Source organism: Paraburkholderia sp. TE9906 (assembly GCF_056279605.1).
The window spans coordinates 845,088-861,376 of the sequence record NZ_JBWCCT010000002.1 but is presented as its reverse complement, the minus strand read 5'-3'; the positions used below and the strand labels follow the sequence as shown (position 1 = coordinate 861,376).

The window sequence follows — 16,289 nt, the reverse complement described above, 5'->3', positions numbered from 1 at the left end:
CGTACTGACGAAGTGTTCGATCATCTCTCGACGGTCAAACCTTCCTTTCATTACTGTGTGAGACTTGATACTTTCGCTTTTACAGCAGACTCCAAAGAATCCACCGTCGCGTCTCGCATCAAGCGCCCACACTTATCGGCTGTTAATTTTTAAAGATCGATCCGCTCACGCACAGCGCCCACTTCAACCACCCGGCACCGCTTCGTTCTGCGTCGCTGCATCAGCAGCAGAGAAACGAGATTATGGAGAACTTCCGCGGCGCCGTCAACAGGTTTTTATCACTCACTCACCCTGCCCACCGCGCTGGAAGCCTTGCCACTGCTGGCTTTCCCGCTTCTCCGTGCCCCGGTATCCGAAGCACGAAAGAGCGGAATTCTAGCGAGCCCCAAGGGGACTTGCAAGCGTTATCTCAATGTTTATTCAAGGCGCCTTTTCTATGCGGCGCGGTTCATTGACCGCGGGCTCCTTCAGATCGGGCGCCAACGCACGGGCGCCCGGCGAGCCGATCGTCCAGTCGTGGAGCACGGTGTACGCAACCGCCAGCAAAGTCGGGCCGATGAAAACGCCGAGGAAACCGAAAGCCAACGCGCCGCCTAGAATACCCAGCATCACCAGAATCAGCGGCATGTCACTGTTCTTGCCTATCAGGATCGGCTTGATGACATTGTCGGACATGCCGACAGCCAGCACGCCCCACACGACCAGAAAGATCGCCCACCCGGTCTCACCGCCGTGATACAGCCAGATCGCAGCAGGCAGCCACACGATCACCGGGCCGCCCGGTATCACAGACAGGAAAAATGTCGCCAGTCCAAGCAGCGCCGGAGCCGGCACCCCCGCGACCCAGCAACCAAAACCCGCCAGGACCCCTTGCACGAGCGCGGTACCAAGAATCCCGTAGACCACCCCCTTCACCGTGCTGCCCGCCAGCGCCAACAGATAGTCGGCGCGTTCGCCGGTGATGCGCCGCATCCCCGCATTGAGCCACGCAGCCGCTCCCTCTCCGCCGGTATAAAAAAAGAACGCTAGCACGATGCTCAACGCCAGCAAACCCAGACCGTGCGTCACAGCAATCGCCGCCGCCAGAATCCACTTGCCGGCCGGTGCCGCGAGCGTGCGCAACTGAGCGATCAGTTCCGAATTGCCGCTGGTCAGACGCTCCCAGAAGGCCTGGATATTCGAACCAATCAGCGGAATCCGAGCGACCCATGGCGGGAGCTCAGGCAAGCCATCCTCGAATAGCCTTTGCACCAGCGCAACGATCTCGTGAACGTGTGCGCCGAACGCAAAGCCCGCATAGACGAATGGCCCCAGCACGACCACCAGAATGATGAGCACGATCAAAGTGGCGGCCAATTTGCGCCGCCCACCGACCGCGGCGGTGAGCCGCCGGTAAAGCCCCCAGGAGCTATAACTGAGAATCGCGCCCCACAGCAAGGCGGTTGTGAAAGGCGCCAGCACCAGCAGCGAGCCGCCCACCAGAATAATCAGCGCGAATACAGCGGCAAGACGTTCGATCAGTTGGTCTGATTTCACGACGAATCTCCTATTGCGCCAAACCACGGCGGCAAATTGACCTACGCTTGTCAGGCGCCCCACTGAACGCCGTCAGTATAGAAGCGAGTCCCGTCCTCGGGGGTGTCTTATACCATCCGGCCGAGGCGATGTGCGGCCCGCGCGACAGACTGATTTTTCGTCTGGAAACGTCCTAATCCATCCGGCATTGCCGGCCAAACAATATGACGGCATAGAAAAGACTAGAATATAAGGTTCTCTGCCCCCCAATTTCCGGATTTATGCGCTCGCGAATCGCCAAACGTCTCCCCCCCGATGCCGACAAGCTGGTCGGTCTCTCGCTCGCGCTTTTCGCGTCGGGCAGCCGCACTGAGGACCGCTTCTGGGAAGCAAAGCTCGATGCACTGCTCGCCAGGATCGTCCGCAACGCCAACCAGACCACGCTGGACGCCGCGCTCGATCATCTGCAGCAGAATCATCCCGATGCCTACGGCGCGCTCGCCGATATGGCGGAAACCCACAGCGAATCGTTCGTGATCGAACATGACGGCGTGTCTTATGAAGCGCTGCTGATCGCTGCGCCCGTGCTCGCCTGGACCCGCTACATGATTCCGTCCGGCCCGCTCAAAGCCGAGGCGGCCGACGCGCTGCGCGCGCACCTGCAAGCACACGTGCTCGCCGCCGACACCCGCGTCGCGATGGCGCCGTTCCTGTACAGCATCGATCAGCTGCCGCGCCATCACGTCGAAACGTGGCGCCTCGCCCAGCAGCTGGCTCAGGTGGCGATGGGCGGCGGCAACGTCAAGCTCAATTTCAACGAACTGCCGGAAACTTCGCCGATTCTGGCCGACCCGCGCTTCCTGCTCGCCGTCGTCGCGGCGCCGGTGGGCGAGCCGACGTTCCGCTGGCAGGAAGAAGAGCACGGCAGCCGGATCGAGCGCGGCCAATGTCTCGAACAATGGACGACCCAAGGCGGCGCCAACCTGTCGCTGGTGCTGCCGGGCTGCGAATTCGAGTGTCTGTTGCCGGATGCATACTACTCGGCCTGCCGCGACGCCGACGAAAGTGTGCGCCCTCACACGGTGCGGACCGCCGTGCGTTATCTATTCGACACAATTGGAGCCGCGCCGCAGGAGTTGCGTGCGGTTGTCGCGGGGTTCGGTGAGCGCCGCATCGACGAATACCGCGTCGGCTTCACGCGCCGGGGCAGCAATGACGTGATTTACGGCGTCGTGTGGCCGCTGTACGGCCGCGAGAACGGTGAACCTGGCATCGACGAAGAACCGCAGGAGAGCTCAGCGTCCGACGATCCGCTCGAGGAAATCGTCGCGCTGCTCAAGGAGACCGGCGTCACCGACGTGCGGCGCCATGCGGGACGCTTCGAGCCGGAATATTGCGATGACTGCGGCGTACCGCTTTATGCGGATCCGCTCGGCGAAATCGTCCACGCCGAAATGCCCGAGGACGCGGAGCCCGCGCAGCCGCATTTCCATTGAGCATAAGCGCGGCGGTGCCGCGCATTGCCCGAGAGAGAAAAAGCCCCGCTCAGCGGGGCTTTTTGTTTGATTGCGCATGCTTCTTATGCCTTTCGGACAGGCCGTCAAACGGGAGGGAATTTGTCATCATAGAGATGGCGACGCATTGCATGTGTCTGGCTCAAGCGCCGGACGGATACGTCGCGCCACCTCGCCCGATTCATCTGGAGACATGCATGAGATTCTCGATACTCAACTCAAACGCTGAACGACGTGATGGACTCAAAGCATTACTGCGGCAAATCGACCGACTGGCGCGCTTTACCGAAGCCCAGGATTGGCGCCAGATCGAACGCACCTTCAGGCGTCACCGGCCCGACCTGCTCGTGATCGACTGGCAGGACTGGATGACAATCGCGGATGCCCGCGAACTGCTCAGCCACTACCCCGATCTGCGCGTCGCAGTGCTAACCGACGACATCTCGCCGATCATCGTGCGAGCGCTCATGGATGAAGGCGTGCTCGGTGTCGTGCCGCGCGATACCGATCCGTGTCTGATTGTGCGCGCCTTCGAAATGGTGCTGCTCGGCGGCCACTACGTGCCGCCTGGCGCGCTCGCCCTCGATCCCCCGCTGCCACCGGATACCGCCATCCGCGTGTTCGATGCGAAGAATCCGCCGCCACGCCGCAATCGGCTTTCCAGCGGACTGTCGCCGCGCCAGGAGCAGATCATGCGCTGCGTCCACATGGGCAGTACCAACAAGATGATCGCGCGCACCCTCGGCATCAGCGAGGGCACGGTCAAGATCCACCTGACCAGCATATTCCAGCAACTCGGCGCACCCAATCGCGCCGCCGCGGTCGCGCTTTACAACGGCTGGCTGACGAACCATCTGCAGGTCTTGTGCAACAACGGCGAAGGCTCGACGCGGCCGGTGATGGGACAAGCCGGGGTCATTCCGCTGCGGCGTCACCAACGGCGGCGCTTCCAGTATCCGTTGCCCGCCAGCGACACGCCCCCCTCACTGCCGATGGCGGCCGAGCCCAGCACACCCTACGGCGACGCACCAGCCGCCGGACTACCGTCGAAGCCACTCACACCCGGTTCGGCATGAGGTTCGTGACCACGCGCGCAGCGGCCTGAACACGCCCTCGAAGGCAGCGTTTGTATCGGCTGGCATGGAATCCGCTCACACCTTTTCTCGTCCAACGAGTAATATGGATACATGGGTTTCCTCTACACACCGCTTCCGTTCTGGGTCGCTGTCGGTGGCTGGATCGCCACTGCGATAGTGGTCGCGCTCGCGCTGTGGAAAAATCCTTTCAAACGACTTCAGGACGGCACACTGCAGCATGTCTGGCTTGCGATCATCGTCGCAGTGTCGGTGCTGTGGGCGAGCAATGCCTGGCTCGACGACGGCACCGTGATGCACCTGCTCGGCGCCACGCTCTTCGTCACGCTATTCGACTGGGCGCTGGCACTGATCGCGATGGCAGTCGTCACAGGTATTGCCGCCGTGGTCTTCGATGCGCCCTGGCAGGGCATCGCGCTAACATTCCTCGTGTACGGCGCGGTGCCTGTCGGCATCTCGACTCTGCTCCAGCGCATCAGCATCGCCTGGCTTCCGCGCAACCTTTTCATGTTCATCTTCGGCCAGGGTTTCGTCTCGCCCGCCATTGCCGTGTCGCTCACCGCAGCGGCGGCGCTCGGCGTCCACATCGCGCTCGCCGATGGTTCAACGACAGTGGTGCCCGCCGGCTACGCGTTCAGCGTGTTTCTGCTCGCCACCGGCGAGGCCTGGTTCACCGGCATGTCGACCGCGTTGATTGCCGTCTACCGTCCCGCGTGGGTCACCACGTATGATGTGCGCCGATACCGGCTGGGCGGCCCTCGCACCTGACACCGGCGATTCTTTAACGGGTGGCCGCAGTCGGCCGCGTAGGCATACCGAACCTACCGAAGCCGCGCACCGGCACAGGACAAAATTATTTGTGTCAGGATTGAACTCCCTGCTCCCGGCGGGCATCTTACTTGCCTCATATCCTCTTCGCGTCTAAAGAACTAGATGGATCGCACCAACGTACCGCGCCGATTGCTGCGGCTGGTCGGCCGGTTGGCGACAGTTGCAGCGAGTTTGTCGCTCATCTGCGCCGCTCCCGCATTCGCCGATCAACTCGAACAGCACAACGATCTCGTCAACAAATTTGTCAGTGACCTGCACGCCGACCCGCTAGTCGCGGACTGCGCGGCTCACGGCGATTTTGTCGCCGGCACTTCGACCGCCTTCGACCATGTCGATTTTCCACCCAGTTCGTTCGACAGCGCGCACGCGTCGGTCACGCCCTGGAACGATTCGTTCGATGAAGGCAAGCAGCGCGTCAAGGTCGACAACATCGTCATCGTCGAAGGAATCGGCGTCCGTCAGAACGGGGAAGGCGACCCTACCCCGCTGAAATTCCGCTGCGGCTATGTCGGCGCCCAGATGCTCGCGTTCAGCTGGAATGATCCTGTGCCGCCGGCTCGCGCGCGCAGTGCGGAGTCGTCAGGATTGCCGGCCGCGTCGGGCAAGCACAAGAGCACCAAGGGCAAGCACTCCTCGAGCGGCAAAACGACGAAGAAGGCGATCTCGAAGCCGTCCAAGACAAGCTCGGGCAAGTCGTCGAAAGCGACGTCGAGTAAGTCGACCGCCAAAAAATCTACGGCGAAAAAGAAGAACTGATGACGGGCGCCGCTGCGGCGGCATCGACTCATCCGCTCGCGCCGCCACGGATAGTGGCGGCCCAAAGCAAAAGAGGCGCACGCGTCACCGTGCGCCTCTTTTTTCCCAGCGTTCGTTTCAGGCAAACGTCTCCACGTGCCGCAAAATCGCCTGCAACATCGCGGCGCCAAGCGACGCACTGCGCTCGCCGTTCCAGCCCACCCGCTCGTCGGGCAGATTGGCGTTGTCCTTGAACGGCATCTCCAGCGTCAGTGACAGGCAGCCGAATTGGTTGCCGATGTACTTCGACGCGAGCTTCAGCGCATCCTCGCGATACTTGCTCGCGGCATAGCCGTACTTGTCCTGGAAATCCGGACTCGCGTGCTTGAATGCGTCGATGAACGCCTTCTGCTCCTGACCTTGCCGTTCGGTGAAACCCGGCAGCATTTCGGAACCGGCCACGAACACATAGGGCAGCGCTTCGTCCCCGTGAATATCGAAGAACAGGTCGCAGCCGGTCGCGTGAATCGCGTCGCGCACCAGCAGCACTTCAGGACTGCGCGCGGCGTCCGGCTCCATCCACTCGCGATTCAGGTTCGCACCGGCCGCGTTGGTACGCAGATTGCCGTGCACGCTGCCGTCCGGATTCATGTTCGGCACGATGTAGAACACCGCGTGATCGTAGAGTTTGCGCGCGACCGGATCGCCCGCCCAATCGCCCCAACCCACGAGGCGTTTGACGAGACCTTCGATAAACCACTCGGCCATCGTCTCGCCAGGATGCTGACGCGCGATCAACCAGATCTTCTTCCTGGGCGTCTCGCCGGTTTGCGGCGTGCCGAGCGTGAGCAGCGACATCGGCCGGCCTTCGACGCTCGTGCCCAGTTCGGTGAGCGTGGCCTGCGGCATCTGCTGCACGGCACCGAGAAACTCCGAATGACGCTCTTCGCTATACGGCTCGAAATACGCGTAGTAGATGCGATCGAAATCCGGCGTGTGATCGATCGTCAGCACGCGACCGTCGTACGCGGTCGGGACGCGAAACCAGTTCACCCGGTCATAGCTCGCCACCGCCTGATAGTCGCGCCAGCCTTCGGCGAACGCGCACGCGGCGGCATTCTCGAAAGTCATCACGCAGCGCGTGCCCGCCGCGCCCGACACGCGGAAATAGAACCATTGCGCAAACTCGGCGTGGCTGTCCGGCCGCACGCGCAGACGGATATTGCCGGCGTCCTCGCAGGACAACACTTCAATTGCGCCGGCGTCGAAATTGCTCGTAATCGATAACGTCATGATGTTCTTCCCTGCCTCCCTGCACGGTGCAACGCTTATTCAGCGACGCGGCGGCGGAATACGTAAGTGGAATCGTTCGAAGCCGCGGCGTCGAACCCATAGCCTTCGGCGTCGAATGCCTTCAACTGCTCGGGCCGCTCGAGGCGGTTTTCCACGGCGTAGCGCGCCATCAGGCCGCGCGCGCGCTTTGCATGGAAGCTGATGATCTTGTAGCGGCCGCCTTTCCAGTCTTCGAACACCGGCGTGACGACCGGCGCATCGAGCAGTTTCGGCTTGACCGACTTGAAGTACTCGCCCGACGCGCAATTCACCAGCACGCGCGACGCCTTGGCGTTCTTCTTCATTTGCGCATTCAACGCCTGCGTGATGCGCTCGCCCCAGAACGCGTACAGATCCTTGCCGCGCGGATTGGCGAAACGCGTGCCCATTTCGAGCCGGTACGGCTGCAGCAGATCGAGCGGACGCAGCAAGCCGTACAAGCCGGACAGCACGCGCACGTGATTCTGCGCATAGTCGAGGTCGGCCGACGAAAGCGTCTTCGCGTTGAACCCTTCGTACACGTCGCCATTGAATGCGAGCACCGCCTGCTTGGCGTTGTGCGTGCCGAACTGGGGCGACCATTCGGCGTAACGCTGGAAGTTGAGATGCGCGAGCTGATCGGAAATGTCCATCAGCGAAGCGATCTGCGCGGGCGACAAACGGCGCAATCCACCGATCAGTTCGGCCGCGTCGTCGACGAAATCGGGGATCGTGTGCTTGCTGACGTGCGGCGGGGTTTCGTAGTCGAGCGATTTCGCCGGCGACAGAACGATTATCATAGAGGCTTGCAGGCACGCCGTGCCTGGCGGTCAAAGACGAAAGCCAGATTGTAACGAATGCCCGGTTCCCATGCCTCACACGGCGCTTTGCGCGTCGTCCTCGATTCCAATGTATGGATCGATATTCTCGTGTTCGACGACCCGCACACGCGGCCGATCGCGGCCGCACTCGAAAGCGGCGCGCTGGCCGCGCTGATCGACGCGCGCTGTCTCGCCGAACTCACTTTTGTGCTCGACTATCCGCAATTCGTGCATCGGAACGTGGACAAGGCCGCCGCGCTCGCGGTCGTCGCACGTCTCGCGCAACTGGTCGAACCCGCTGCACCGGCGGGGGACGCCAAGCCCTTGCCCAAATGCAAAGACCGCGACGACCAGAAGTTCCTCGAACTCGCGCACGCGGTGCAGGCCGACTGGCTGGTGTCGAAAGATCGCGCGGTGTTGAAGCTCGCGAAACGGATCGCGCGCGACTTCGGCTTCCAGATCGCGCAGCCGGCGCCGTTCGTCGCCGCGCTCGGCGCTTCGATGAGCGCCGCCGGCGAGCCCGCACCCGCATGACTCCGACGCCATGACATCCTGGCCAAACGGCCAACGCGGAGCCCGTGGCGCGCACAGAGCGCCGCGATTCCCTACAATCAGGCTTCGTCCTTGTCGACGGCTCCGTTCGTCGATTTCGCCAACCCACTCGCCCACGCTCCGGACAGCGCCATGAATGCACCGCACGATACGCCCATGAGTCCCTCGTTTCCGTCTCGCCTGCCGAACGTCGGCACGACGATTTTCACCGTGATGAGCGCGCTCGCCGCCGAGAAAGGCGCGGTGAATCTGGGCCAGGGCTTTCCCGACTTCGGCTGCGATCCGCGCATTGTCGACGCGGTCGCGAACGCGATGCGCGACGGCCATAATCAGTACCCGCCCATGGCCGGCGTCGCACCGCTGCGTCAGGCTATTTCGGACAAGATTGAGAACCTGTACGGCCGCCGCTACGACGCCGCGAGCGAAATCACCGTGACGGCAGGCGCGACGCAAGCATTGCTCACGGCAATTCTCTGCACCGTCCATCCCGGCGACGAAGTGGTCGTGATCGAGCCAACCTACGACAGCTATCTGCCGTCGATCGAACTGGCCGGCGGCAAGCCGGTCTTCGTCACGCTCGAAGCGCCCGACTACGCGATCCCGTTCGACAAACTCGCCGCCGCGATCACGCCAAAAACACGGCTGCTGCTGATCAACACACCGCACAATCCGACCGGCACGGTGTGGCGCGCGGAAGACATGCGCAAGCTCGAAGAGATCGTGCGCGGCACCAACGTGCTGATCCTGTCCGACGAAGTGTATGAGCACATGGTCTACGACGGCGCGCCGCACGAAAGCGTCGCGCGTTATCCGGAACTCGAGCAGCGCAGTTTCGTGGTGTCGAGCTTCGGCAAGACCTATCACGTGACGGGCTGGAAAGTCGGCTACGTGGCGGCGCCCGCCGCGCTCACCGCCGAGTTCCGTAAGGTTCACCAGTTCAACGTGTTCACGGTCAACACGCCGATGCAGATCGGCCTCGCCGACTACATGAAAGACCCGGCGCCGTATCTCGACCTGCCGGCGTTCTATCAGAAAAAGCGCGACTTCTTCCGCGCGGGCCTCGCGAATTCGCGCTTCAAGTTGCTGCCGTGCACGGGCACCTACTTTCAGTGCGTCGACTATTCGGCGATCAGCGATCTGCCCGAAGCCGAGTTTGCGCAATGGCTGACTGGCGAGATCGGCGTCGCGGCCATTCCAGTCTCGGCCTTCTATCACGAAGCGCACGAATCGGGCGTGGTGCGCTTCTGCTTTGCCAAACAGGAAAGCACGCTCGCCACCGCGCTCGACCGACTGGCGCGGCTCTAGGATGTCCCGCGCGATGCTGCGAACGAACCCATGTTCCTCGCCATCGCGCGCCGCGGCCAACACGTGCGTGCCCCCTTGCCCCGCATGCAGCGGCCCGTTTCAACGGCGGCGCCTGCGCTCACGCGGAGCGCGTTGCCGCGATATACGCCTTGCGGTCTTCGGTCACGCGCTGCGCGGCCGGCCGGGCGCCGAGCGTCTTCACATAGCGCTTCCAGTCGATGCCCGCGTCGAGCAGAAAATCGCGGCCGTAGATGGCCTGCGTTGCCATGCCCACGAGCGGCAAGCTCACATACCCTGCCGTATCCGCGACGCCGAAGCGCTCGCCGCACAAATACGGCCCGAACTTCGCAATCCGCCTGAAGCCGGCGATGTGATGCGCGAGCAGCTTCTCGACACGCCCTTTGGTCGCATCGCTCACCGTCCCGCCGAAGAACGCTTCCTTGTAGAGATTTCGCACGGTCAGTTCGAGATGCACATCGACGAACATGATCATCTCGCGCTCCTTGGCTGCTTGCCACGGGTCGGCGGAGAAAATCGCCTTGTCGGGAAAGCGCGCGGCCAGATACTCGACGATGCATTGCGATTCGCACAGATCACCCTCTTCGGTTTGCAGGTAAGGCACCTTGCCGAGCGGCGAATGCGCGAGCACGGCCTCGTCCTGGCTCGGCAGCACCAACACCTCTTCGAACGCAATGCCGTGTTCGAGAAGCACGAACTTCACTTTGTTGTAGTAGTTGGACAGCGCGAAACCGCAGAGTTTGATCATCGGGTGTCTCCTTCGAGTTGTATGAGACCGCCTATCACTGCCGACGCGACAGCCAAAGCAACGGCCTTCGAACAATCATCCAGTAAATTGCACGATCGTGCTATTCTAAAATAACCATGGAGCCGAGCATCACAATGAACTCTCGCAATTTCAGCATCGAGACTATCGGCATTGTCGGCACCGGCGCAATGGGCCGTGGCATTGCGCAAATCGCCGCGCTCGCGGGCCTCAAGGTGCGCCTGTACGACACCAACCCCGCCGCTGTCGGCGCCGCGCGCGACTATCTCGCCGAGACTTTCGCCAAGTTGACGGCCAAAGCCAAGCTCGACCAGGCACGCTCGCTTGCCGCGCTGGCCAACGTGAGCGGCGCGCAGGCGATCGGCGAGATGGCGGGCTGCGACCTGGTCGTCGAGGCGATCGTCGAAAAGCTCGATGTGAAGCAGGCGCTCTTTCGCGAACTCGAAACCGTGGTGAGCGGCCGTTGCGTGCTGGCGTCCAACACATCGTCGCTATCGATCACGGCAATTGCTGCCGGTTGCACCGATCCGTCACGCGTGCTCGGCTATCACTTCTTCAATCCTGTTCCGTTGATGAAGGTCGTCGAGGTGATCGACGGTCTGCGCAGCGACCCCGCGGCGGGCGATGCGCTGATGGATCTCGCGCGCCGCATGGGCCACACGCCGGTACGCGCCAAGGACATGCCCGGCTTCATCGTGAATCACGCGGGGCGCGGCATGAACACCGAGGGCTTGCGCGTGGCGGGTGAAGGCGTCGCGAGTTTCGCGGAGATCGACCGCATCATGCGCGAACAGGCGGGCTTTCGCCTCGGACCGTTCGAATTATTGGACCTGACCGCACTCGACGTCTCGCATCCGGTGATGGAGTCGATCTACCACCAATTCTATGAAGAGCCGCGCTTCACGCCGTCGCCGATCACCGGTACGCGGCTCGCGGGCGGACTGCTCGGCCGCAAGACAGGCGAAGGCTTTTATCGCTACGTGGACGGCAAGCAGCAGGTGAGCGCCGAAGCGCCCGCACCGACGGCACTGCCGCCGAGCGTGTGGGTCAGCAAGCGTTATCCGCAAGCGTGTGAGGCCGTCGTGCAACTCGTCGGCAACGCCGGCGTGAAGCTCGACGACGGCGTCACCCCCGCAGCGGACTCGCTGATCGTCGTGACGCCGTTCGGTCACGATGCGACTACGTCCGCCGTCGACGAAGCGCTCGACGCGAGCCGCGTGGTCGCCATCGACGCCCTCTTCCCGCTCGTCGGCGCACAGCGCCGTACGCTGATGACCACGCCGGCCACCACACGCGCCACACGCGACGCCGCGCATGCGCTGTTCGCCGCCGATGGCGTGCCCGTCACCGTCATTCGCGACTCGACGGGCTTCGTCGCGCAACGCGTGGTGGCGACGATCGTCAACATCGGCTGCGAGATCGCGCAAAAGCAGATTGCCACGCCCGAGGACATCGATCTCGCCGTCACGCTCGGTCTCGGCTACCCACGCGGCCCGCTCGCGCTCGGCGACGCGCTCGGCGCCACCACCATCCTTACGATCCTGCGCAATATGTTCAGCGTGCTCGGCGACCCGCGTTACCGTCCGTCACCGTGGCTCGCACGGCGCGCACAACTGGGTCTGTCGCTGACGCAACGCGACGCGGCGGATAGTCAAACGCAAACGCAAAAGGAGACCCTCGCATGAGCGCCGAACTACTGACCTCGCGCCCGACCGAAAGCGAATCGACGCTGGTTCTCACGCTGTCGAACCCCGGCGCGCGCAACGCGCTGCATCCGGACATGTACGCGGCCGGCATCGAAGCGCTCGACTCGGCGGAGCGCGATCCGTCGATCCGCGCCATCGTGATCACCGGCGCCGACAACTTCTTCTGCGCGGGCGGCAATCTGAACCGCCTGCTCGAAAACCGCGCGAAAGATCCGTCCGTGCAGGCGGAGAGCATCGATCTGCTCGGCCAGTGGATTTCGGCGCTGCGTCTGTCGTCGAAACCGGTGATCGCCGCGGTCGATGGCGCCGCCGCCGGCGCGGGCTTCTCGCTCGCTCTCGCGTGCGACCTGATCGTCGCCGCGGACGACGCCAAATTCGTGATGTCGTACGCACGCGTGGGCCTGACGCCCGACGGCGGCGGTTCGTGGTTTCTCGCCCAGGCACTCCCGCGCCAGTTGGCCACCGAAGTGCTGATCGAAGGCAAGCCGATCGGCGCTGCGCGTCTGCATGAACTCGGCGTCGTCAACAAGCTGGCCAAGCCGGGTTCCGCGCGCGATGCCGCCGTCGGCTGGGCCGACGAACTCGGCAAGATCTCGCCCAATTCGGTCGCGCGTATCAAGGGGTTGATCGGCGCGGCCGGCACGCAGCCGCTCGCCGAGCATCTGGTCGCGGAGCGTGACAGCTTCGTCGCTTCGCTGCATCACCGCGAAGGGCTCGAAGGGATTTCCGCGTTCCTCGAAAAACGCGCGCCGGTCTATAAGTGAACCGTGAGTGAACCCTGAGTGAACTGCGATTGAACCGCGATTGAACGAGGAATGAACCCAGCGACCATGCCTGACTACCAACTGCCCAAACGCCGCCGCATCTTTCTGATGCGGCACGGCGACGTCACCTACTTCGACGACTCCGGCCGCGCGATCGATCCCGAGACCGTGCCGTTGAACGCGAACGGCCGCGAGCAGGCGAGCGCAGCGGGCCGCGTGTTCACCGGGCAAGGGGTGCGCTTCGATCGTGTGATCGTCAGCGGTTTGCCGCGCACGGTGGAAACCGCTCAGCGCGTGCTGGCCGAAACGGGCCAGCAGATCGAACTCGAAATCGAGCCCGCGTTGCAGGAGATTCGCGGCGGCAAGCTCGGCGGCATTCCCATGCAGGACCTGGAAGCCGCGTTTCTTGGCGTGTTCGACGGCATCGTGCCGGAAAGCACGCGCTTTCTCGATGGCGAAACCATTGGCGCATTGTTCGACCGCGTGCTGCCGGCAGTCGCTGCGCTGCGCGAAGACAGCTCGTGGGACACCGTGTTGCTGGTCCTGCACGGCGGCGTGAATCGCGCGATTCTGTCGCACGCGATCACCGCGGGCGGCCGCACGTTCTTCGGCCACCTGGCGCAGGCCACCGGCTGCATCAACGCGCTCGATGTCGGCGCGGCGCCGCGCGACTGGGTGCTGCGCACGCTCAACTATTCACCGCCGTCGCCGCTGCATCGCGACGTCCGCAACACCACGATGGAAATGCTCTACGCACAATTCATTCAATACAAGCGTAGCTGAACCCGAACTGGAGGAGACACATGGTGCAAGCCACATCGACTGGCGAACCCGCACACAAGCCGGACTATTCGGCCTTCGAGGGCACGCGCCCGGTCAACGAGCGGCAGCGCTTCGACACCGACGCGCTCGCCGCATGGCTCACCCGGCAGGTTGACGGATTTGCCGGACCGCTCACGCTCGAGCAATTCGCGGGCGGCCAGTCCAATCCCACGTTCAAGCTGGTTACCCCGTCGCGTTCGTATGTGATGCGCGCGAAGCCCGGTCCCGCGGCGAAACTGCTACCCTCCGCGCACGCCGTCGAACGCGAGTATCGCGTGATGCGCGCACTCGCCGATACCGGCGTGCCGGTCGCGCAAATGCTCGCGCTATGCGAGGACGAAAGCGTGATCGGCCGCGCGTTCTACGTGATGGAGTTCGTCGAGGGCCGCGTGTTGTGGGACCAGTCGCTGCCCGGCATGACGCCCACCGAGCGCGCGGCGATCTACGACGAAATGAATCGTGTGATCGCGGCGTTGCACAGCGTCGATGTCGAGGCCGCAGGTCTCGCCGACTACGGCAAGCCGGGCAATTACTTTGCACGGCAAATTGGCCGCTGGAGCAAACAGTACCTGGCGTCCGAGACCGAACCGATCGACGCGATGCAGCGGCTGATCGAATGGCTGCCGCAGCACATGCCGGCCGAGACCCGTGGACGCGCATCGGTCGTGCATGGCGACTACCGGCTCGACAATCTGATCTTCCATCCACACGAACCGCGCGTGCTCGCGGTCCTCGACTGGGAACTGTCCACGCTCGGCGATCCGCTCGCCGACTTCGCCTATCACTGCATGGCGTGGCATGTCGATCCGGCGCAGTTCCGCGGCATCGCCGGCCTGGATTGGGCCGCCTTGGGCATCCCCGATGAAGCGCAGTATGTCGCACGTTATTGCCAGCGCACCGGCTTTGAGATTCACGGCGACTGGAATTTCTATCTGGCCTACAACATGTTCCGCATCGCCGCGATCCTGCAAGGGATCATGAAGCGCGTCGTCGACGGCACCGCGGCCAGCGCGCAGGCGCTCGATGCAGGACGTCGCGCTAAGCCGATGGCCGAACTTGCGTGGCGCTATGCGCAGAAGGTGCGCTAACTGAATTCGCGCGCGGGGCCGGGTGTCCGGAGCGATGCGCTACGGGCTCTGCGTCCCACACGACGCGCTCCGAACCCACATCATCCGCTGTCCGTTATCCGCGAGGTCCTAGATGAATTTCGATTACACCCCGAAGGTTCAGGCGTTGCGCGAAAAGCTGCTCGCCTTCTTCGACGAGCACATTTATCCGAACGAGCAGGCGTTCTATGCGGAGATTGCGCGCAATCGCCAGAACGGCAACGCATGGCTGCCGACCGAGCTGATCGAGGAACTCAAACAGAAGGCGCGCGACGCGGGCTTGTGGAACCTGTTCCTGCCGGACTCCGTGCGCGGCGCCGGGCTGACGAATCTCGAATACGCGCCGCTGTGCGAGATCATGGGCCGCGTGCCCTGGGCGCCCGAAGTGTTCAACTGCAACGCGCCCGACACCGGAAACATGGAGACGATCGAACGCTACGGCAGTGAGGACAACAAACGCGAGTGGCTTGAACCGCTGCTGCAAGGCCACATCCGTTCGGCGTTTCTGATGACGGAGCCGGAAGTGGCGTCGTCGGATGCGACCAACATCCAGACCCGCATCGTGCGCGATGGCGATTACTACGTGATCAACGGCCACAAGTGGTGGTCGTCGGGCGCGGGCGATCCGCGCTGCAAAATCTATATCGTGATGGGCAAGACCGATCCCGACGCGCCGCGCCACCAGCAGCAGTCGATGATCCTCATCCCCGCCGACGCCACCGGCATCACCGTGCACCGTCCGCTCACCGTCTTCGGTTACGACGACGCACCGCACGGCCACATGGAAATCACGCTCGATAACGTGCGCGTGCCCGCCACCAACCTGCTGCTCGGCGAAGGCCGCGGCTTCGAGATCGCGCAAGGCCGCCTCGGGCCGGGGCGCATCCATCACTGCATGCGCTTGATCGGCCTCGCCGAGCGCGCCATCGAACTGATGGCGAAACGCTCGCTGCAACGCATCGCGTTCGGCAAACCGGTCGCGGCGCAAGGTGTCACGCAGGAGCGCCTCGCCGAGGCGCGCTGCATGATCGAGCAGGCGCGCCTGCTCACGCTGAAGACCGCGTACATGATGGACACCGTCGGCAACAAGGGCGCACGCGGCGAGATCGCAATGATCAAGGTGGTCGCGCCGAACATGGCGTGTCAGGTGATCGACTGGGCGATTCAGGCGCACGGCGGCGGCGGTGTCAGCGACGACTTTCCGCTCGCGTATGCGTACGCGTCGGCCCGCACACTGCGCTTCGCCGATGGTCCCGACGAAGTGCACCGCAACGCCATCGCCAAACTCGAACTCGCGCGTCATATGGATGCGGGCGCGGCGGCTCGCGTGGAGATGCCGGTTACGCGTGTTTGAGCACGCCGGCGTTTGAGCCGGCGTTAATGCACGGCTCGAAGGGATCGTAGCGTCGAGTGTGGCTCGCGGCGCCGC

At 63.4% G+C, this 16,289-nt stretch carries 15 protein-coding genes; 11 read left to right on the top strand and 4 right to left on the bottom strand.

Annotated features, from left to right (window positions below; translation table 11 throughout):
• Positions 1-420 precede the first annotated feature (420 nt).
• A complete protein-coding gene (locus ACZ9H4_RS07770; protein ID WP_408154052.1) occupies positions 421-1,536 on the bottom strand; it encodes an AI-2E family transporter in 1,116 nt (371 codons plus the stop codon).
• Between the two features lie 260 nt (positions 1,537-1,796).
• On the opposite strand from ACZ9H4_RS07770, the gene ACZ9H4_RS07765 reads away from it, so the two are divergent.
• From ACZ9H4_RS07765 to ACZ9H4_RS07750, 4 genes are all read left to right on the top strand, one after another.
• On the top strand, positions 1,797-3,011 hold the full coding sequence (locus ACZ9H4_RS07765; protein ID WP_408150653.1) for a DUF2863 family protein: 1,215 nt from the start codon (positions 1,797-1,799) through the stop codon (positions 3,009-3,011).
• Between the two features lie 215 nt (positions 3,012-3,226).
• Positions 3,227-4,105, top strand: coding sequence for a response regulator transcription factor (locus ACZ9H4_RS07760; RefSeq protein ID WP_408154040.1), 879 nt, complete (start codon positions 3,227-3,229; stop codon positions 4,103-4,105).
• A 111-nt stretch (positions 4,106-4,216) separates the two neighbouring features.
• Positions 4,217-4,891 carry an energy-coupling factor ABC transporter permease gene (locus ACZ9H4_RS07755; protein ID WP_408150657.1) on the top strand — a complete coding sequence of 225 codons (675 nt, stop codon included), beginning with the start codon at positions 4,217-4,219 and terminating at the stop codon, positions 4,889-4,891.
• A gap of 165 nt (positions 4,892-5,056) precedes the next feature.
• The gene (locus ACZ9H4_RS07750; protein WP_408154038.1) at positions 5,057-5,710 is read left to right on the top strand and encodes a BspC domain-containing protein; all 654 of its coding nucleotides are present in this window, start codon (positions 5,057-5,059) and stop codon (positions 5,708-5,710) included.
• A gap of 117 nt (positions 5,711-5,827) precedes the next feature.
• Here ACZ9H4_RS07750 and ACZ9H4_RS07745 read toward each other — a convergent pair whose 3' ends face one another.
• Positions 5,828-6,982 carry a M14 family metallopeptidase gene (locus tag ACZ9H4_RS07745; RefSeq protein WP_476118642.1) on the bottom strand — a complete coding sequence of 385 codons (1,155 nt, stop codon included), beginning with the start codon at positions 6,980-6,982 and terminating at the stop codon, positions 5,828-5,830.
• A 35-nt stretch (positions 6,983-7,017) separates the two neighbouring features.
• Positions 7,018-7,800, bottom strand: a complete 783-nt coding sequence (yaaA, locus tag ACZ9H4_RS07740) for a peroxide stress protein YaaA (protein WP_408150663.1) — start codon at positions 7,798-7,800, stop codon at positions 7,018-7,020.
• Positions 7,801-7,857: 57 nt separating this feature from the next.
• Between yaaA and ACZ9H4_RS07735 the strand changes: the two genes are divergently transcribed.
• Together ACZ9H4_RS07735 and ACZ9H4_RS07730 are read left to right on the top strand one after the other, a co-directional pair.
• The gene (locus ACZ9H4_RS07735) at positions 7,858-8,355 is read left to right on the top strand and encodes a putative toxin-antitoxin system toxin component, PIN family (protein WP_476118641.1); all 498 of its coding nucleotides are present in this window, start codon (positions 7,858-7,860) and stop codon (positions 8,353-8,355) included.
• Positions 8,356-8,505: 150 nt separating this feature from the next.
• Positions 8,506-9,678, top strand: coding sequence for a pyridoxal phosphate-dependent aminotransferase (locus ACZ9H4_RS07730; protein ID WP_408150667.1), 1,173 nt, complete (start codon positions 8,506-8,508; stop codon positions 9,676-9,678).
• Positions 9,679-9,796: 118 nt separating this feature from the next.
• Here the strand turns inward: ACZ9H4_RS07730 and ACZ9H4_RS07725 are convergent, their stop codons facing one another.
• Positions 9,797-10,444 (bottom strand): glutathione S-transferase family protein, encoded by a 648-nt coding sequence (locus tag ACZ9H4_RS07725; RefSeq protein ID WP_408154030.1) that lies wholly within the window; start codon positions 10,442-10,444, stop codon positions 9,797-9,799.
• Between the two features lie 134 nt (positions 10,445-10,578).
• Here ACZ9H4_RS07725 and ACZ9H4_RS07720 point away from each other — a divergent pair, with 134 nt between their 5' ends.
• The 5 genes from ACZ9H4_RS07720 to ACZ9H4_RS07700 all read left to right on the top strand — a co-directional run bounded on the left by ACZ9H4_RS07720 (position 10,579) and on the right by ACZ9H4_RS07700 (position 16,214).
• Positions 10,579-12,147: a 3-hydroxyacyl-CoA dehydrogenase gene (locus ACZ9H4_RS07720; protein WP_476118639.1), complete on the top strand. Its 1,569-nt coding sequence runs from the start codon at positions 10,579-10,581 to the stop codon at positions 12,145-12,147.
• Positions 12,144-12,932: an oxepin-CoA hydrolase, alternative type gene (locus ACZ9H4_RS07715; RefSeq protein ID WP_408150673.1), complete on the top strand. Its 789-nt coding sequence runs from the start codon at positions 12,144-12,146 to the stop codon at positions 12,930-12,932. Before ACZ9H4_RS07720 ends, ACZ9H4_RS07715 begins: the two co-directional genes overlap by 4 nt.
• Positions 12,933-12,998: 66 nt before the next feature.
• Complete coding sequence (locus ACZ9H4_RS07710; protein ID WP_476118638.1) at positions 12,999-13,715, top strand: histidine phosphatase family protein; 717 nt, start codon at positions 12,999-13,001, stop codon at positions 13,713-13,715.
• 20 nt (positions 13,716-13,735) lie between these two features.
• Positions 13,736-14,842: a phosphotransferase gene (locus ACZ9H4_RS07705; protein ID WP_476118637.1), complete on the top strand. Its 1,107-nt coding sequence runs from the start codon at positions 13,736-13,738 to the stop codon at positions 14,840-14,842.
• A 112-nt stretch (positions 14,843-14,954) separates the two neighbouring features.
• Positions 14,955-16,214, top strand: coding sequence for an acyl-CoA dehydrogenase family protein (locus ACZ9H4_RS07700; protein WP_408150680.1), 1,260 nt, complete (start codon positions 14,955-14,957; stop codon positions 16,212-16,214).
• Positions 16,215-16,289: the final 75 nt, after the last annotated feature.